Source organism: Bradyrhizobium sp. CW1, assembly GCF_023100665.1.
Taxonomy (GTDB): Bacteria; Pseudomonadota; Alphaproteobacteria; order Rhizobiales; family Xanthobacteraceae; genus Bradyrhizobium; species Bradyrhizobium canariense_D.
Window position 1 is genome coordinate 966,463 of sequence record NZ_CP064684.1, and the last position, 16,900, is coordinate 983,362.

The following is a 16,900-nucleotide window of genomic DNA, read 5'->3' on the forward strand; positions in this document are numbered from 1 at the left end:
CTTTACGCGAATTCCTTCAGCAGCGCGCTGCCGGCGAGATAGAGGCCGAGCAGGATCATCGCGATCAGGAACCAGCGGCGAAACGCTTCCGCCGGCATCCGCGCCCGCACCGTTTGGCCGATATACATGCCGGCAAACGCGCAGGCCATGCCCACGGCGCCCGGCACCGCGTTGGCCGGCGTCAGCAATCCCCCCGCGGTGAGATTGAAGGCGAGCGCCAGTGTCGCTGTCGTGAAAAACACGCCGAGCGCCTGCACCAGCTCGTCCTTCTCCATGCCGATCGCCTGCATGAACGGCATCGAGGGGATCACCTGCACGCCGGTCGAGGCCGAGATCACGCCGGTGACCACGCCGACCACGCCGCCGACCCATTTCTCGTTCTTTGGCGCAACATGAAACTGGAATTTGTTCAGCCCGATGATCGCGTAGATGACCAGGAGCACGCCGAGCACGATCGTGCCGTAGCGCGCATGCGGGCCGGTGAGCGCGCCGGCATTGAGCCAGCACCCGATCACGGTGCCGATCATCAGCGGCCACAGCCGCCTCAGGATATCGCGCAAATGGGGGCCGACGAAGGTCTGCCAGATGTTGGTGACGATGGCGGGGACGATCACGATGGCGATCGCGCGGCTCGGCGCCATGCTCACCGCGAGCAGGCCCATGGAGACAGTCGGCAGGCCGAGCCCGACCACGCCCTTGACGAATCCGGCGATCAGGAAAACGGCGGCGATGAGAATGAGGAGCGGGTCGATCATATCTGCACATTGACCGATGCAGCGCGCCGGCACAATCTGTAGCTTACGGAGAAAGCCTTCGTTTGGAACGAAGGCTGAAGGGACCCCCGATGCGCTTCGACCTCGTCGACCTCCAGCTGTTCATCGCGGTCGCCGACCAGCGCAGCATCACCCGCGGCGCGGAGCGGTCGCATCTGGCGCTGGCCTCAGCCAGCGCGCGCATCAAGGGGCTGGAGGATGCGCTCGGCGTCGCGCTGCTCAAGCGCGGGCGCCGCGGCGTTGAGTTGACCTCGGCCGGCGAGAGCCTGCTCGATCACGCCCGTCTCGTCATTCACCAGATCGACGCCATGCGCGGCGATCTCGCCGGCTTTGCCAGCGGCGTGCGCGCCAGCGTGCACTTCCTCGCCAATACCTCGGGGCTTTCGGAGCATCTGCCGAAGGCGCTCGCCGGCTTCCTGCGCGAGCATCGCGACGTTGCCATCGACATCGAGGAGCGCGAGAGCACCGACATCGCGGCCGCGATCACTGCGGGCGCGGCCGATCTCGGCTTCGCCGCCGAGCACGCGCTGCCCGATCATATCGAGCGATTCGCCTTCAGCGAGGATCGCCTGACGCTGGTGACGTCTAGGCGCGGCCCGTTCGCCGGCCGCCGCGCGATCGATTTCCAGGAGGCGGGCGCTTGCGACTTCGTCGGGCTGACCAGCGCCACCGCGCTTCAGGTGCATATTTCGAAGCACGCCGCCCGGCTCGGCATGCGGCCGCATTACCGCGCACGCTTGCGCGACTTCGATGCGATCTGCCAGATGGTCGCCGCCGATGTCGGCGTCGCGCTGGTGCCCGAAGCCGCGGCCCGCCGCTGCGCAAAACTGATGCCGCTCGCCATGGTCCGCCTGCGCGATAGCTGGGCCAACCGCAAACTCGTGATCTGCGCGCGAAGCTTCAAGACACTACCGCGCCCGGCGAAGATGCTGGTGGAGCATTTGCGGTCTGCGGCGGTGTGAGTTCTGGGATTTCCCCTCCCTTTAGAAGAGGTTAAGACGCAGCTACTTCGCCGTCTCCACGCCAGCGTCCTTGATCACCTTCGCCCATTTCTTCGTCTCGTCCGCGATGAATGTGCGAAAATGCTCCGGCTCATCGCCGACCAGCGTCGCGCCCTGGGCAGCGAGCTTTTCCTTCACCGCCGGATCCGCCATCGCCTTCGTGGCCAGATCATGTAGCGCGGTGACGATCTCCTTCGGCGTGCCCTTCGGCGCGACCATGCCGTACCAGTTCTCGATGCGCAGATCCGCAAAGCCCGCTTCCGCGGTGGTCGGCACGTCAGGCGCCGTCGGCGAACGCTCGGCGGAGCCGACCGCGATCGGTCGCAGGGCGCCCGCCTTGACCTGCGGCAGCAGCACGGGGAGGTCCAGGAACGTCATCTGCACCTGCTGGCCCAGCAGATCGTTCACGGCGGGCGCCGCGCCGCGATAGGGCACGTGCACGATGTCGATCTTGGCCGTCAGCTTGAACAATTCACCGGCGAGATGCGGCAGGCTGCCGGGTCCGGAGGAGGCGAAGTTGAGTTTTCCCGGCTGCGCCTTGGCGAGCGCGATCAATTCCGCGATGTCCTTTGCGGGGACGTTGGTGGCGACCACCAACATTTCCGGCACGGTTGCGACCAACGTCACGGGCGTGAGGTCGTTGAGCGTATCGTAGGCGACCCTTTCCATGCTCGGGCTGATCGCCAGCGCGCCGGCGCTGGAGATCGCGATGGTGTAGCCGTCAGGTGCAGCCTTGGAGACGGCATCGGTGCCGAGCACGCCACCCTGGCCGCCGCGATTGTCGATCAGCACCGGCTGCCCTGACAGTTCCGACATGCGCTGGCCGATCACCCGCGCGATGATATCGTTGGGGCCGCCGGCCGGAAACGGCACGATCAGCTTGATCGGCTTGGCCGGGAAATTCTGGGCGGAGGCGAGCGTCGGAAAAAGAAGCAAGGCCGCGAGAAGGAGCGTACGCCGGTTGGTCATGCAGGCTCCTAGATCGCCTAGCCGTTGAGCAGTTTCAGTGCTTCTTCGTGAACCCTGGCGTCGCCGGCCGCGACGATGCGGCCGCCGCCCTGGGCCGGCTTGCCTTCCCAGGTGGTGACGACGCCGCCGGCACCGGTCACGATCGGGATCAGGGCTGCGATGTCGTAAGGCTTCAGCTCGGTCTCGACCACGAGATCGACGTGACCTGCCGCCAGCATGCAATAGGAGTAGCAGTCGCCGCCATAGCGCGACAGCCGCGCGCCCGTTTCGATGCGGCCGAAGATGGCGCGGTCGCGCTCGCTCATCAGCAGCGGGCTGGTGGTGTAGGTCGTCGCCTCCGACAGCAAGGCGCAGCGCCGGACCTGGAGCCGGCGCTCGCCGGACGGGCCTTTATAATGAGCCGAGCCGCTGTCGCCGGAAAAGCGTTCGCCGATGAAGGGCTGGTGCATCATGCCGTAGACCGGCGTGCCCTTGTGCAGGAGCGCGATCAGCGTGCCCCAGATCGGAAAGCCGCCGATGAAGGATTTGGTGCCGTCGATGGGGTCGAGCACCCAGACATAATCCGAATCCTCGCGCTCGTTGCCGAATTCCTCGCCGACGATGCCGTGCTGGGGAAAGTTGGCCTTGATCAGACGCCGCATCACCGCCTCCGCGGCGCGATCGGCCTCGGTCACGGGGTCGAAATCCTTGGTCTTGCTCTTGTCCTCGATCGACAGCGAGGTGCGGAAGAACGGTAGGATGGTTTCGCCGGAGGCGGTGGCGAGCCGTCCGATGAAGGCGGAGAAATCGATCACCGTCACGGCGTATCCTCAAAAAAGCGAAAGTCGGGTGAAGCTCACTCCTGCCTAGCTCAAATCGGAAGAATCGTGCAGCGCTGTCTTGCTTTTGCACCCTGGTATTTTGGATGCCGGATGCGTCCCTCCTTCAAAGAACTTGGCTGGCCAAAAATCGATCATTGAGTTGAAACCTTAGTTCCGGATCTGCCTCGTTCGTATGCAAATGACTATCAACCCATTGAATTTCCTTATCAAAGGAACTGAATCTGGGTTTCTCTAGAAGCAACCGAGCTATGTCCTCATTGCATGGGAAACCGGTCGAAAGCCCTTGCACTTTGTGCGTCGCGGCCGCATATTGTTGCGGTGCGGTAGCGCTTCTCGCGTTACTGCTGCCCTCCTTGGGCGTTTCCTCCCTAGACTTGGGCCGCTTCTTCATTAGAAGCGGCCCTTTTTTCTTTCAGCCTCTGCTTTCTCTCGGCATCGGCTTTCATTTCGATGCTCGCCGCGAAACGCATTCGCGCTGATCGCACCCAACACAATTGTTCGAAGAAAACGTCGCGCCTATTCAGCCGCGGCCTGGAACGGGCCGAGATCGCCGAACGGGACCGTGGTCGCCAGCACGTCTGCGAGCACGCCGAAGTCCGACGCCACTTGTGCAAAGCGCGGACTGCGCTCGCGCCGCCGCTCGTCCATGTAGATTGCGCGGTTGAGCTCGAGCTGCACGGCATGCAGGCCACTGGCCGGGTTACCGTAATGCTCGGTGATGAAGCCGCCGGCGTAGGGCTTGTTGCGGCCGATCGAATAGCCGAGGCCGGCCATGGTCTCCTCGACCCGGTCGGGCAATAGCGGCGTGCAGCTCGTGCCGTAGCGGTCGCCGATGACGATGTCGGGCCGGCGCGGCTCGTCGCGGGAGACGCCGACCGAGGGCATCGAATGGCAGTCGACCAGCACGACGGTGCCGAACATCTGGTGCACCTTGTTGATCAGCCGGCGCAGCGCGCGATGATACGGCTTGTACAGCGTCTCGATCCGCCCCAGCGCGTCGTCGACCAGGATGCGCTCGCGATAGATCTCCTGGCCGTCGCCGACCACGCGCGGAATGGTGCCAAGTCCGCCGGCAACCCGCATCGAGCGGGTGTTGGCAAAGCTCGGCAGGCGCCCGGTGAACATCCGGGGATCGAGCTCATAGGGCTCGCGGTTGACGTCGACATAGGAGCGCGGAAAGTTGACCCGCACGGTCGGAAAGCCGCGCTCGCTGAGATGGCCGATCAGCTCGTCCATGAAGGAATCTTCGGAACGCCGCAGCGTCGGCAGGTCGATCCTGGAGGCGCTGAGGAATTCGTCCGGATAGGTCGAGCCGGAATGGGGCGAGTTGAAGATAACCGGCGCGCGCCATTGCGCGGGCTCAACGATCTCGAAGGCTGGCGACTTGTCGCCGTCAAACCGGGTCATCTTCTCAGGCTTCGTCCCTTGGTGTCAGGCTTCGCCCTTGGCAATCAGGCTCCGCCTCTCGGTATCAGGCTTCGCCCTTGGCGCATTGATTCGGCCGATCGGGCGGCTCTTATGTGTCGTCATTGTCCGGAATCGCAACCATCCTGCCAAGCGAAAAGATGAGATCTGCGCTGGAACATGTCTTAACCCTGCGGGCAGCGAGGTGGGGACCGGCAGGTACGGCTCGATTGCTTCGTGCCGTATTCCGGTTCACAAGAGTCCGGCAGCGCGAGCTGCGGAGGGTAAAGATTTTCACCCCAAATTTACCCTCCGTCGGGCTTAGTGACCTCCGCTGATATCCTCTGGGGATTCGACATTTCCGCCATGCCAAAGATCCTGCTCGCCGAAGACGACAACGACATGCGCCGTTTCCTGGTCAAGGCGCTGGAAAACGCCGGTTTTCAGGTCTCGTCCCACGATAACGGCATGGCCGCCTATCAGCGGCTACGGGAAGAGCCGTTCGAGATGCTGCTCACCGACATCGTGATGCCGGAGATGGACGGCATCGAGCTCGCCCGCCGGGCCTCGGAACTCGACCCCGACATCAAGATCATGTTCATCACGGGCTTCGCCGCGGTCGCCCTGAACTCCGATTCGGATGCCCCCAAGAACGCCAAGGTGCTGTCCAAGCCCGTGCATTTGCGCGAATTGGTCAGCGAAGTGAACAAGATGCTGGCGGCCTAAATCGGCCCCCTTCCGTCCTTGCACCGGCTCCCGTGAGCCGTTATAGGGACCCGACCCGATCTAGAGACATCTAGGGCGCGTAGCTCAGCGGGAGAGCACTACCTTGACATGGTAGGGGTCACAGGTTCGATCCCTGTCGCGCCCACCATCCTTCGCTCGCGATAGCCGAGTGAAGGATGCCACGCCGAAGCCCAACGGGCGCAGGCGGGCTGCCGCCGCGAGGTTCGGCTCGGCAAGCCACCAATCTCATTTCGGCGAAGCGTGTCCGGTGTAGCTCGAAGAGCGTAGACGGACTGGAGCGGCAGCCTCCTTCGCCGACACACCGCCGCTAAATCCCCTATTTCAGTTCCGTGTTTGCGACCGGAAGGATGGAGGCGACGTGCCAGCCGTCCGCATCCTGAACGTAGGTCTGGCTGATCAGAAACGTATTTTGTTGTGGCGGCTTGCCCGGAAGGCCGCGCGTAAAGACGATCGGCACGAGGATCTGCATGATCTCGTTCGAGATCACGGCGACGCGGAATTTCGACATGTCGGGTTCGAGGTGCCAGGTGCCCTCGTAATAGGTCTTGAACCGCGCGGCGACCTCATCGCGACCGCGCGTCTCGATGTTTCTGGCAAACAACAGCGTTCCGGCTGAATTCAGGAGCATGGCCTTCATGGCGTCCGCATCATGCGCATTCTGCGCCGCGATGAATTTCTCGAAGATGGTTCGTGCTTCGGCATCATTTGCGGCAGCCTGCGCGCCTCCGGCCGGCCAGAACGTTGCGGCGAGAAACAGCGCTGCGGCAAACGCCGCAACTTGAGGGCGCCGTGAAAACACTCGTGGCGTGAAATTGCCTGAAGGCATTTTAGGTCGGATCATGGTCACCTCTGGTCATTTGCCGGCGGAATTTGAATGGTGAGCGTCATACCATTGTGGCCAGGTCGATGTTTTCAGGATTGCACGATCGGCGATGACCCCGACATCACGGAAACGTAGGCTTCCGGATGCCACGGGACCAGGCAAGCAAACCCTCGCCGCGAGCAGCGAGTTGAGTTATCGTCTTGTGGTGTGAAGTAACCCGGATGAAGGTTGCCCATGAGCGTGTCCGTCATCGAGCAGGCAAAGATCCAGGCGCAGGTGCTGGTGCCCCTGGTTAAGGCGTTGCAGGCCGAACTCGGCGAGGCGCGCGCCAATGCATTGGTGCGCAAGGCGCTTGGCGACCTCTATCGCGGCTTCGGCGAGGAATTCTGGAAGGCAAAGAACAGCACGAACAACGAAGCCGATCTCGGCAAGGCCGTCGCGTCGGCGTTCAAGACCTATGCCCGAGACGACGCGCTCGCCTATGACATCATCGAGCAGACCCAGGACGCCTTTGCGTTCGACGTGACGCGATGCGCCTATGCCCGAGTTCTACAAGGCGCTGGGCGAGCCGGAGCTCGGTTTCCTGCTGGTCTGCACCGCCGACTTCGCGACCGCTGATGGATTTGGCGCCGACGTCAGGCTCACGCGCACGCAAACCATCATGCAAGGCGCGTCCCATTGCGATTTCCGCTACTGGCGCGACGAGCGCGGATCAAAATGAAGGGAATGCGGGTGATGCGGGCGAGCTATGTTGCCCTGATGGTGCTGGCGCTGATGTCGTCGCGCGCCGCTGCTGCGGTCATCGACTGGCAGGCCGAACTGCAGCGCTGCCGCGCATTGCGCGAAAGCGTGGCGCCGCTGCTTCAGGCCGGCGAGGGCATCTCGGCCGTCGGCCGCTCCAACAGATCCATCCGCCGCTGCATCTGGATCCAGCGCATCGCGGTGCGCAGGAAGATTCCCGGCGCGGAGGTTTGGTAGCGTAGCTGGTCATGCAGCGCTGCTGTCTCACACTCCGTCATCGCGAGCGCAACGAAGCAATCCAGACTGTTTCCGCGGAGGGGTTCTGGATTGCTTGGCCGCGCTCGCAATGACGATGTGGAAGCAGCAACGTGTTCAGCTCATCGCCTTCACGATGGAGATTCCGATACCGAGCTCCTCGTGGAACTTACGCACCAGCGCGGCCTGCCAGCTCTCGCCGAACTCGATCTCGCCGCCGATCGCGACGACGCGATGTGCGAATGAAGGCGCCATGTGGTCATGGGGGATCGTTATCGTGCACCACCTCGGTGCAATGCGCAGCTTGATCCGCGACTCCCCGCCTGCCATTGTCCGCCCACCACGCCAGCGAGAAATGAAGGCAGGTTATCGATATGAGCAGCGTGAACAAACCAGGTGGCAACTACTTGCCGGTGATCATCCATGGTGGAATTGCGTATGTCAGTGGTCAGCTGCCGCGTCGCGGCGAAGCCCTGCTGTGCTCCGGTAAAGTCGGCGCAGGTGTCGATGTCGCCGCCGCACAGGGGGCGGCGGCCCTCTGCGCAGATCTCTGCATTTCGGCCATCAATCACGCAACAGGTGGAGAGGACAAGATCGTCCAGGTCTTGCAGCTCGTTGGATACATCGCCTCGGCCCCTGGATTCACTCAGCAATCGCAAGTCATGAACGGCGCTTCCGACCGGTTGATCGAGCGCCTAGGCGATCGCGGTCGTCACACGCGTACATCTGTCGGCGTCGCCGAGTTGCCGCGGGGTGCACCGGTCGAGCTGAGTATGATTGCCGCTGTTCAGTCGTAGGAAGGCATGCCGTTCGCTGATCGTCAGCTTCGACGTTCGCACTTCGATACGTCGCGACGACACGCGGTCTATTCGACCAGATACTTCTTCACCGCAGCCTCGTCCCACGCGATCCCGTTGCCGGGCTCCTCGTTCGGCAGGGCAAAGCCGTCCTTGATGATCAGCCGCGTTGAAAGCACTGCGTCGGCCCAGTCGACATATTCGAGCCAATGCGCGGTCGGCGTCACGCACAAAAGATGCGCGCTGACTTCCGAGAACAGATGCGTCGACATCTCGATCCCGGCGGCATGCGCCAGCGCGGCGGCGCGCAGCCAGCCGGTGACGCCGCCGATGCGCTGCACGTCGGGCATCACGTAGTCGCAGGCTTCGGCTGAGAGCGCGGTCTGCATCGCGAAGGCGCTGTCGAAATTCTCGCCGATCTGGACCGGCGTGCGCAGCGCATCCGCGATGCGGGCGTTACCCTCATAATCGTCGTGACGGATCGGCTCCTCGATCCAGGTCAGGCCCTCATCGTCGAGCATCTCGCCACGGCGGATCGCCTCGGTGGCCGTCAGCGCCTGGTTATAGTCGCACATCAAGGTCACGTCGTCGCCGACGGCCTTGCGCACCGCGCGCACCACCTTCAGGTCTTCCCGTGCATCGGGACGGCCGACGCGGATCTTTGCGGCCTGAAAGCCCTCGGCCAGCAGCTTGTGGGCTTCCTCCACCGCGGCACCCGCCGGCATGATGCCGAGCCCCTTCGAATTGTAGGCCCTGACCGGTCTTGGCGCGCCGCCGAGCAGCCGCGCTAGCGGCAGGCCGCGTGCGCGCGCCAGTGCGTCCCATGCCGCCATGTCGATGCCGGATTGTGCCAGCCGCTGCAGGCCGGCGAGCCCCAGCAGGGTGAAGCGCTGGGTCAGCTTGCGCTCGATCTCGAACGGTAGCAGCTCGTCGCCCGCAAGCAGCTCCGACATTTCCGCGACCATCGCCGTCAGCGGCTTCAAGGCCGATGGCGTGATCGAGAACAGATAGGCGTGCCCCTGGACGCCCTGGTCGGTCTCGCAGTCGATCAGCACCAGCGGTGCCTTTGCGACAGCCCCGGTCGAGGTCTGGAGCGGGAGGTTCATCGGCACGATGACGGAGCGCGCATTGAAGCGCTTGATGCGGATGGTCTCGGCCATTTGGTGGATCTCCTGGCGGAGTGAATGCAGATAAATGCCGATCTTAAACATTCGCCATGAAACGAAAAGCCGCTTGGCGCGACCACCATAAAATGGGGTTGCGCGGGAGCGCGTTTATTGGCTCTGTTCCGCAAATCGCCCCGAGTTCGAGACAGGAACGCAATCACGGAGCCAAAGAGTGAAGCAAGAGATCTCCGAAGAACAGCGCAAGAGCGGCATCCTGACCGGTGCCGCGATCGCCTTCCTGCTGCTCGCCTTGCCGCTCGCGGTGTGGCTGGACCTGACCGAACTCAGCAAGACCGCGCTGCGCCGGCAGGCGATCGACCTGAATTCGGTGATCACGAGCGTGCGCAGCTACTACGCGACCAACGTGGTCGGGCGCATCATCGCCAATCCGAACGGTACGACCAGGGTGATTCACAACTACGAATCCATCCCCGGCGCGATCCCGATCCCGGCGACATTGTCGCTGGAGCTAGGGCGGGTGATCGGGGCGCAGCAGGAAAACATCACCTACCGTTTCGTCTCGGACTTCCCGTTCCAGAACCGCGCCCCGCACCAGCTCGACAAGTTCGAGAAGGACGCGCTCGAATCGCTTCGCAACGATCCCGAGCAGAAGATCGTCGACACCGAGACCTCGCTGTTCAACGACAAGGTCCGGCTGATTGCTCCGGTGACGATGGGCCCGGCCTGCGTCAGCTGCCACAACAGCCACCCCGAGAGCCCGAAGAAGGACTGGAAGGTTGGTGACGTCAGAGGCATCCAGGAGGTGATCATCGCCCAGCCGATCGCCGCCAACATCTTCTCGTTCAAGTTCCTGCTGGCCTATTTCCTGATCGCCGCCGGCAGCGGCCTGTCGTTTCTCTCGCTGCAGCGCCGCCAGGCGAGCCGTATCAAGGGCATGAACAAGGAGCTCGAATCCGCCAACGACTTCCTGGCTTCGCTGTCGATGAAGATCTCGCGCTACATCCCGCCGCAGGTCTACAAGAGCATCTTCTCCGGCCAGAAGGACGTCACCATCCACACCGAGCGCAAGAAGCTCACCATCTTCTTCTCCGACATCCAGAATTTCACCGCGACGGCGGAGCGGCTCCAGCCGGAGTTGCTGACCCAGCTCCTCAACGAATATTTCACCGAGATGTCGGCGGTCGCCCACGAATTTGGCGGCACCATCGACAAGTTCATCGGCGATGCCATGCTGATCTTCTTCGGCGACCCCGAGACCAAAGGCGACCGCGCCGACGCGCAGGCCTGCCTTCAGATGGCCTGGCGCATGCAGCACCGGCTCACCGAGCTCAATGCGAAATGGCGCGCCTCCGGCATCGAGCTGCCGTTCAAGGCCCGCATGGGCGTCAATTCCGGCTATTGCAATGTCGGCAATTTCGGCAGCAGCGATCGCATGGACTACACCATCATCGGTGCGGAGGCGAACCTCGCCGCGCGCCTGCAATCGATCGCCGAGCCCGGCGGCATCGTGCTGAGCTACGAGACCTTCGCGCTGGTCAGCGACATCGTCCGCGCCCACGCGCTGCCCGCGATCACGATGAAGGGCATCAGCCGCGAAATCATTCCCTATTCGGTCGACGCGCTGAACGACGCGGCCGCCGAAAGGAGCGGGATCATCACCGAGCGAGCGCCGGGGCTGGAGCTCTATCTCGACCCCGCCGTGGTCAAATCCGGCGACGCGGCGCGGGTGCGCTCGCTGCTGGAGAATGCGCTGGCCTCGCTGAACCCGGCGTGAGGAGCACGCGCGTTGCCGTCTCCCATCGAGAGAGTGTGCCGTGTGGCACCCCCTCCCTAGCCCTCCCCCACAAGGAGGGAGGGAAACACATCTTTAACGTGGCGACGTTGTCCAACTTCGCGGAAAGTCGATCATGGTGCGACGCTGCTCCGTTCTCCGCTCGGCTCCCTCCCCCCCCTTGTGGGAGAGGGCGGGGGAGAGGGGTAGCCCAGCAATAGGTGGGCCCGAGTCAACTCACCGCGCCGCGCCTTCCGTGAAGGCGGTGTCGATCACGTCGCCGAAGGGTTGCCAGGAGCGGCCGTCGAACTGGACCAGCCGCATCTGCCGGATCGGCAGGTAGCTGTTCGGCGAGGTGTTCATCCTGATGTTGGGCAGGGCGACCGAAGGCTGATAATTCCTCAGCGAAGCCGCCTGACGCATGATGTTCTCGCGCGAGAGGTCGTCGCCGCATTGCTTCAGCACCTGCGTCAGCGCCTCTGCCGCGGCGTAGCCATAGAGCGCGGCGCTGCTGTTGGTGCTTTCGTCGTGATGGTATTTGTCCATGAAAGTGAACCAGTCCTTCATGGCGGGATCGTCCTTCCATGCGGGATCGCTCGGGTCCTTCAGAAAGGCCGCCGAGATCACGCCGGAGGAATTCTCCAGGCCTGCGGGCGCCATCGCATTGGCGATTGAGGCGGAGGCGTCGTTGACGATGAAGACCGGGCGCCACTTGAGCGACGCCGCCAGCTTGATCACCTTGGACGCCGTCGACGGTACACCGAGAAAGACGAAGATATCGGCGCCGGCGCGCTTGAGGATCGAGACGTGTCCGTCGAGATGCTCATCGGCAATGTCGAAGGCGATGTCGACGAGGACGAGACGGTTCAGATCGCCAAGACCTTCCTCCAGGCCCTTGAGAAGCGCACGCCCGAACTGGTCGTTCTGCCAGAGCACCACGATCTTCTTCCTGGGATAATAGGCCTGGAGATAGTTGGCGTAGATGCGCCCCTCCGACCGGAACGACGGCTGCCAGCCCATGGTCCAGGGAAACGCCTTGGCCTGGCTCAGCTCCTCGTCGCCGGAGGCGACGAACAGTTGTGGGATCTTCTTCGCGTTCAGATACCAGCGCGTGGCGAGATTACCGGGCGTGCCGAACGATCCGAACATCAAATGCACGTCGTCCGTCTCGACCAGATTGCGCGTCAGCTCCAGCGCGGTCGTCGGATCGGAATTGTCATCGCGCGTGATGAAGCGGATCTTGCGGCCGTTGATGCCGCCGCGCGCGTTGACCATGTCGAAATAGGCCGCTTCCGCCTGGCCGATGGCGCCGAATTCGGACAGCGGTCCCGAATACGGCATGACATTGCCGATACGGATTTCGTTGTCGGCGGTGGGTTGATCGGCGCGCTCCTGCGACATCGCCCCGAGCGATGCCAGGGCAACCATCAACACGAACAGCATCCTGCCGGAGACGCGCATGCCCGATACCTTGACGTTGGCCCCTCATCGAGGTCGGCTCAATCCGCACCAAGGCTGCTTGATCTAGGTCAAGCGTTTGTCAAAGCTGTGGCGCGGTGCGCAGCTGGAGGGCCGGACGAAACGGCAGGCGTGCTGACGCGCCGACTGGGGCGCGCCGCTAGGGCAGCCCGCGGACTTTGAACTCCATCTCGACCCGGCGGTCGTGAAATCGGGCGATATAGCCCGGGTGCGCTCGCTGTTCCGCACTCGTCCGATGAAAAATGAATCGATCTGTGAAAGATCATGTTTGGGATAGCGGGCCGTAATTTGGATGGTGGTCTATATTGACCGGTGGCGGCAGAGCTCTCGGTTCCATGATGGTCCATCACCGCCCGCATCGGCGCCCATCGGTGACTGAGAGTATCGCGCTCCCGCCGGATTCAGGCGAGCCTCATGGCCATTCAGCGACCACCTTGTCCTACATGCCGGATAACAACGACGCTGGCGCGCATCACGCCAAGCTCCGCCGGTTCTGAGATTTGGACCTTCGAATGTCCCGCTTGCGATTTCGTCGACCAGATCGCGGTCGTGCTGGTCGACCCAATGAGATCGTCTGATACCTTGGCTTGGTTTCAGGGCGAATTGCGGGCGCCTACATAGGGCGCGCGCTACCTGGAACGATCGAGCGCCGAAGGCCTGGACGTAGGCATTGGTCGAGAAGAACCGGTTGCAGCGCTCGGCTTGGCAACGACGGTGACGTTCAGCGAGCTTGGTGCTGCGCTTCATCAGCAGAGGTAGTCACCCGAAAATCCGCATCATTAATGCTTTGCCGATCGGGGCGGCGTGGATGCCGCTGAATGCGCTGACGTAGTCACCGGAATAGAAAGCGCGAATGAGAGCGATGCGGGTGTTGAGGGTTTCATCAAACCGGATTGCAAAGCCATTCCCCGTGCGTCGCACGACCAGGGCCGCGACGTTTCTCTCCTGGAGGGTGCAGCGAACCGCGGTCCCGACAGGTGGTGGATTGTCGCTCACGAAGCGAGCGCCCGTGATCGACATGTCTGCCAAACGGTAGATGCACTGCCGGGAACCGATATTGAAAAGGACAGGCTCATCTCGCTCGAACCGCTCGGCCTTCCGTCGCCGCGGCTGCTCGATGGACACCAGGCAGACGATCAACAGAATGATGGCGTTGTACAAACTCCAGGCGAGCGCCAGACCGCCATAGGCGATCATGTCACCTTGCACATGAAGCACGAAGGCATAGACGATACCCGCGAGCGTAATCGCCAATGCGGTGCCGTATATCCTGAGCAGTGGCCATTCGACGAAGCGTTGGTCGCGATCCCCGCCCTTCGCCGTGACCTTGAATGTGTGTCCCTGCGTCTGGAGCAGTCCCGCCGCCACGGCCTTGAGAACCGCCGGCAGTGCAATGTATTGAGCGACATCCGACATCACCGCCATGGAGCGTCCGCGGGAAATCCAGGCCATGGTGAGCGAATACCAGACATAAAAAGGCAGGAAATATCCGAGGAGTTCGAAAAGATCGGCCTGGACCGCTTTGATGCCGAAGAGAAGATAAAGGCTTGGAACGACGAGACCGAAGACCTTGACGACATAGGTCGAGGTCCAACTCATGAATGCTTCGATGAGAGAAAGCCTGTCGACAACGTCCAGCTGCGATCTTCGGGAAAAGGGACCACTGCGCCCCCGAAAGATTTGCATGAAGCCAAGACACCATCGGCTGCGCTGAGTGATGTACTCCTTGAGTCCCTCCGGGGCCAGCCCCAAGGTCAGACGCTCGTTCAGGTACACCGTGCGTGATCCAATTTCCGTCAGCCGCAGCGTCAGCAAGTAGTCCTCCGTCACGGAATCGGTCGGAAAGCCGCCGATCTTCACGAGGGACGAGAATCGGATGACCGACGACGTGCCGCAACAAAACGCCACGCCCCAAGCGTCCTTCGATGGCATCAGGATATCGAAGAAAAAGCGCTGCTCGTCCGGCCAGACCTTGGTCGCGGCCAAATTGGTTTGGATCGGATCCGCATTGATGAAATGCTGAGGTGTCTGTACCACGCCTACGCCCTGGTCGCGGAACAGGCACGTCGCGCGGCTGAGAAATTCGGGCATAGGCACGAAATCGGCGTCGAGAATCGAAATGAAATCTGGGGGATCGGCGAGCTCCGCCACATGCCACAGGGCGTGATTGATGTTGCCGGCCTTGGCGTCCTTGTTGTCCGGGCGCGCCAGATACCGGCAGCCGAGCTGGCCGGCAAGCTTTTCGAGCCAGTCACGCCGTCCGTCGTCCAGAACCCAGACGCGGTAGTTGGGATAGTTCATTCCCGTGGCGCCGATGATTGTGCGCTCCAGAATCGACGTTTCCTCGTTGTAGGTGCAAATGAATACGTCGATCAGCGGAGCTTGCCGTCCGGCAAGCCACCGCCTGTTGACTTCGACTTGCGGCGTTCGATTGGTCGAGCGGCTGAGAAACACCAGTGTCAGTGCACCCGCCGCAAGCGATACAGCCTCGACGAAGAGGAACACGGATCCCACGGCGAAGTCGGCGGTCCAGCCGACGGGCGGCACCGTGGCTGTCATGCGCCATCCAAAATAGCGGATCATGAGCAGCAATGCGATTGAGATCATCAGCGAGCGCGCCGTGGAGTTCTCGTGCCGCAACCAGGGAAGGACGGCAACGCAGAACCCGAGCGCAATAAGGCCCGGTGTCAGCGCGGCGATCATGGCTTTCTCGCAGTGTCTGGCGAGAAGATGACGCGTCCGGTTCGCCCGACTGGACAATCGTTGGAGCCATCGTTGAGGTCGGGGACCGAAATCGTCGCACGATACGGTTCCTTGCTCAGCGCATCGGGATTAATGGCGAGGTTCGCTGCGACCCCTGCGGAGCCGGTGAGATTGACGACGGTGCCAGTCAATTCGGGGCCGCCGGCGCTCGGCCGGAAATGTGCGAGAGATCCCAGTTGCAGCCCGTTATACACGCTCTCAGTGACGTTCGCCGTCACTACGGCGCCGGAACAATCGAGTAGACGAATGAGCGGTTGTCCGGCCCGGACGTCCTCTCCAGGTGCCGTCATGACCTCCCATATTCGGCCGGCGACGGGGAACTTGATGTCCGCCTCGGAGCGGCCGATGTAACGAGATCGCTCTGATTCTATCTCGCCGACGAGCCACGAGATTTGCGCATCGGCGTGCGCTACGTCCGCGGTGAGGCCTTCAGCCCGCTGCCGCATTTCCTCCTCACGCTGCACCGAGCTCGGACGATCGTTGTAGCTGTCGCCGAGGAAAGTGCCCTCGCGCGCGGCGGTGAGCTCGACCTGGGTTGCATCCAGACGGCGTCGCGCGCCGATTTCGGTCTGCTGAGCAATGGTTTGATCCCGCGTCAGGCGCCCAAGCTCGACAGACGAAACGCTGCCCGATTTGATGAGCGATGATGCTCGTTCCACCGCGGCTGCCGCCTCTTCACGACGCGCTGCGGCCGCTTCGATTGATGTTTGGATTTCTGCGATGCGCGCCTCGAGCTGACGAATGCGCCCCGCTGTGAACAGGGCCGCCTGACGCGCCAGATCCTTCTGCCCCGCCTGGGCTGAAGCTATCTTCGAAACGAGGCTCGGCCTTTCGTTTTCGAGGCGAGACATCTGACTGCGCAGGTCATCGAGCCGCACGCGGTCGCCGCGCGGATTGACGACACGGAGGATGAAAGTGCCCTCACCGACGGTGCCTAAATCGCCTGACAGACTGGCCCCGGCTGAAATCTTCCCGTCAATCGGCGACCTCAACGTCACGAGCCTCGAATTGACGACGGCTTCGACGCTTGACGTCTGGAAAAGCGCTCTGAGCGGCAGCCAGCCGAATACTGCGACGATGGCGATGCCCGCCGCGGCCTTCACAAATCGGAGAAGCGTCCGGCTCGGCTTGGATTGCGCTACATCCGCGGCGGCATCGCCGCCGGTTGCGGGGGCATCGGCATTGCCGGGACTGAGACGCGCATCCAACGCGCGTAGCAAACCGTGCGCGTCATGGTTTCCGTCCACCGCGAGAGGTTTTGCGATATCTGGACCGCCGCCGCCTTCGAATGTCGAATCGAAACGCGTTTTGTTTTGCATCATACACCTGAGAGTCAACGCGCAACCTCCGCGCGAGATACGGCCGGCCGAATCCAAATGCGATGTTGGTGTTGCAAAGGCTAACTGAAACATGAGAATTGTCTGCGATA

Annotated in this window: 15 protein-coding genes, 1 tRNA gene and 1 pseudogene; 7 read left to right on the forward strand and 10 right to left on the reverse strand. The window is 62.6% G+C overall.

All coding sequences use genetic code 11. From position 1 onward, the window contains the following. Window positions 1-2: 2 nt before the first annotated feature. Window positions 3-755 carry a sulfite exporter TauE/SafE family protein gene (locus tag IVB54_RS04560; RefSeq protein WP_018453343.1) on the reverse strand — a complete coding sequence of 251 codons (753 nt, stop codon included), beginning with the start codon at window positions 753-755 and terminating at the stop codon, window positions 3-5. Between the two features lie 89 nt (window positions 756-844). On the opposite strand from IVB54_RS04560, the gene IVB54_RS04565 reads away from it, so the two are divergent. After that, window positions 845-1,735: a LysR substrate-binding domain-containing protein gene (locus IVB54_RS04565; protein WP_018453344.1), complete on the forward strand. Its 891-nt coding sequence runs from the start codon at window positions 845-847 to the stop codon at window positions 1,733-1,735. 42 nt (window positions 1,736-1,777) lie between these two features. On the opposite strand, the gene IVB54_RS04570 is transcribed toward IVB54_RS04565, so the two are convergent. The 3 genes from IVB54_RS04570 to IVB54_RS04580 form a co-directional block, all read right to left on the reverse strand. After that, window positions 1,778-2,743 (reverse strand): tripartite tricarboxylate transporter substrate binding protein, encoded by a 966-nt coding sequence (locus IVB54_RS04570; protein ID WP_018453345.1) that lies wholly within the window; start codon window positions 2,741-2,743, stop codon window positions 1,778-1,780. A gap of 17 nt (window positions 2,744-2,760) precedes the next feature. Continuing rightward, the gene (gene hisN, locus IVB54_RS04575; protein WP_018453346.1) at window positions 2,761-3,543 is read right to left on the reverse strand and encodes a histidinol-phosphatase; all 783 of its coding nucleotides are present in this window, start codon (window positions 3,541-3,543) and stop codon (window positions 2,761-2,763) included. 537 nt (window positions 3,544-4,080) lie between these two features. Continuing rightward, the gene (locus IVB54_RS04580; protein WP_018453348.1) at window positions 4,081-4,971 is read right to left on the reverse strand and encodes an N-formylglutamate amidohydrolase; all 891 of its coding nucleotides are present in this window, start codon (window positions 4,969-4,971) and stop codon (window positions 4,081-4,083) included. Window positions 4,972-5,334: 363 nt separating this feature from the next. On the opposite strand from IVB54_RS04580, the gene IVB54_RS04585 reads away from it, so the two are divergent. Both IVB54_RS04585 and IVB54_RS04590 read left to right on the forward strand, forming a co-directional pair. Next, window positions 5,335-5,694 carry a response regulator gene (locus IVB54_RS04585; RefSeq protein WP_007597092.1) on the forward strand — a complete coding sequence of 120 codons (360 nt, stop codon included), beginning with the start codon at window positions 5,335-5,337 and terminating at the stop codon, window positions 5,692-5,694. A gap of 73 nt (window positions 5,695-5,767) precedes the next feature. Continuing rightward, window positions 5,768-5,842 (forward strand) — tRNA-Val (locus tag IVB54_RS04590). Window positions 5,843-6,031: 189 nt separating this feature from the next. On the opposite strand, the gene IVB54_RS04595 is transcribed toward IVB54_RS04590, so the two are convergent. After that, window positions 6,032-6,556 (reverse strand): nuclear transport factor 2 family protein, encoded by a 525-nt coding sequence (locus IVB54_RS04595; RefSeq protein WP_026232516.1) that lies wholly within the window; start codon window positions 6,554-6,556, stop codon window positions 6,032-6,034. A gap of 216 nt (window positions 6,557-6,772) precedes the next feature. On the opposite strand from IVB54_RS04595, the pseudogene IVB54_RS04600 reads away from it, so the two are divergent. Together IVB54_RS04600 and IVB54_RS04605 are read left to right on the forward strand one after the other, a co-directional pair. Then, window positions 6,773-7,259: pseudogene (locus IVB54_RS04600) on the forward strand (L-2-amino-thiazoline-4-carboxylic acid hydrolase). Beyond that, a complete protein-coding gene (locus tag IVB54_RS04605; protein ID WP_018453352.1) occupies window positions 7,256-7,516 on the forward strand; it encodes a hypothetical protein in 261 nt (86 codons plus the stop codon). The pseudogene IVB54_RS04600 and the gene IVB54_RS04605 overlap by 4 nt, the downstream one beginning before the upstream one ends. 135 nt (window positions 7,517-7,651) lie before the next feature. Here IVB54_RS04605 and IVB54_RS04610 read toward each other — a convergent pair whose 3' ends face one another. Next, window positions 7,652-7,789, reverse strand: coding sequence for an NUDIX domain-containing protein (locus IVB54_RS04610; protein ID WP_018453353.1), 138 nt, complete (start codon window positions 7,787-7,789; stop codon window positions 7,652-7,654). 119 nt (window positions 7,790-7,908) lie between these two features. Here IVB54_RS04610 and IVB54_RS04615 point away from each other — a divergent pair, with 119 nt between their 5' ends. After that, the gene (locus tag IVB54_RS04615; RefSeq protein ID WP_018453354.1) at window positions 7,909-8,331 is read left to right on the forward strand and encodes a RidA family protein; all 423 of its coding nucleotides are present in this window, start codon (window positions 7,909-7,911) and stop codon (window positions 8,329-8,331) included. A gap of 68 nt (window positions 8,332-8,399) precedes the next feature. On the opposite strand, the gene IVB54_RS04620 is transcribed toward IVB54_RS04615, so the two are convergent. Next, on the reverse strand, window positions 8,400-9,491 hold the full coding sequence (locus IVB54_RS04620) for an enolase C-terminal domain-like protein (RefSeq protein WP_026232518.1): 1,092 nt from the start codon (window positions 9,489-9,491) through the stop codon (window positions 8,400-8,402). A gap of 178 nt (window positions 9,492-9,669) precedes the next feature. Between IVB54_RS04620 and IVB54_RS04625 the strand changes: the two genes are divergently transcribed. After that, a complete protein-coding gene (locus IVB54_RS04625; protein ID WP_018453356.1) occupies window positions 9,670-11,232 on the forward strand; it encodes an adenylate/guanylate cyclase domain-containing protein in 1,563 nt (520 codons plus the stop codon). A 234-nt stretch (window positions 11,233-11,466) separates the two neighbouring features. Here the strand turns inward: IVB54_RS04625 and IVB54_RS04630 are convergent, their stop codons facing one another. The 3 genes from IVB54_RS04630 to IVB54_RS04640 form a co-directional block, all read right to left on the reverse strand. Next, window positions 11,467-12,690 carry an ABC transporter substrate-binding protein gene (locus tag IVB54_RS04630; protein ID WP_018453357.1) on the reverse strand — a complete coding sequence of 408 codons (1,224 nt, stop codon included), beginning with the start codon at window positions 12,688-12,690 and terminating at the stop codon, window positions 11,467-11,469. 777 nt (window positions 12,691-13,467) lie between these two features. After that, on the reverse strand, window positions 13,468-15,411 hold the full coding sequence (locus tag IVB54_RS04635) for a glycosyltransferase (protein ID WP_247299319.1): 1,944 nt from the start codon (window positions 15,409-15,411) through the stop codon (window positions 13,468-13,470). Then, window positions 15,408-16,793, reverse strand: a complete 1,386-nt coding sequence (locus IVB54_RS04640) for an HlyD family secretion protein (protein ID WP_247777496.1) — start codon at window positions 16,791-16,793, stop codon at window positions 15,408-15,410. Before IVB54_RS04640 ends, IVB54_RS04635 begins: the two co-directional genes overlap by 4 nt. Window positions 16,794-16,900: the final 107 nt, after the last annotated feature.

Coding starts and splice junctions, on each gene's coding strand:
- IVB54_RS04560 (WP_018453343.1), bottom strand. CDS start 755: ATGATCGACCCGCTCCTCATTCTCATCGCCGCCGTTTTCCTGATCGCC.
- IVB54_RS04595 (WP_026232516.1), bottom strand. CDS start 6,556: ATGATCCGACCTAAAATGCCTTCAGGCAATTTCACGCCACGAGTGTTT.
- IVB54_RS04630 (WP_018453357.1), bottom strand. CDS start 12,690: ATGCGCGTCTCCGGCAGGATGCTGTTCGTGTTGATGGTTGCCCTGGCA.
- IVB54_RS04640 (WP_247777496.1), bottom strand. CDS start 16,793: ATGATGCAAAACAAAACGCGTTTCGATTCGACATTCGAAGGCGGCGGC.
- IVB54_RS04615 (WP_018453354.1), top strand. CDS start 7,909: ATGAGCAGCGTGAACAAACCAGGTGGCAACTACTTGCCGGTGATCATC.
- IVB54_RS04635 (WP_247299319.1), bottom strand. CDS start 15,411: ATGATCGCCGCGCTGACACCGGGCCTTATTGCGCTCGGGTTCTGCGTT.
- IVB54_RS04610 (WP_018453353.1), bottom strand. CDS start 7,789: ATGGCGCCTTCATTCGCACATCGCGTCGTCGCGATCGGCGGCGAGATC.
- IVB54_RS04570 (WP_018453345.1), bottom strand. CDS start 2,743: ATGACCAACCGGCGTACGCTCCTTCTCGCGGCCTTGCTTCTTTTTCCG.
- IVB54_RS04605 (WP_018453352.1), top strand. CDS start 7,256: ATGAAGGGAATGCGGGTGATGCGGGCGAGCTATGTTGCCCTGATGGTG.
- IVB54_RS04580 (WP_018453348.1), bottom strand. CDS start 4,971: ATGACCCGGTTTGACGGCGACAAGTCGCCAGCCTTCGAGATCGTTGAG.
- IVB54_RS04585 (WP_007597092.1), top strand. CDS start 5,335: ATGCCAAAGATCCTGCTCGCCGAAGACGACAACGACATGCGCCGTTTC.
- IVB54_RS04620 (WP_026232518.1), bottom strand. CDS start 9,491: ATGGCCGAGACCATCCGCATCAAGCGCTTCAATGCGCGCTCCGTCATC.
- IVB54_RS04565 (WP_018453344.1), top strand. CDS start 845: ATGCGCTTCGACCTCGTCGACCTCCAGCTGTTCATCGCGGTCGCCGAC.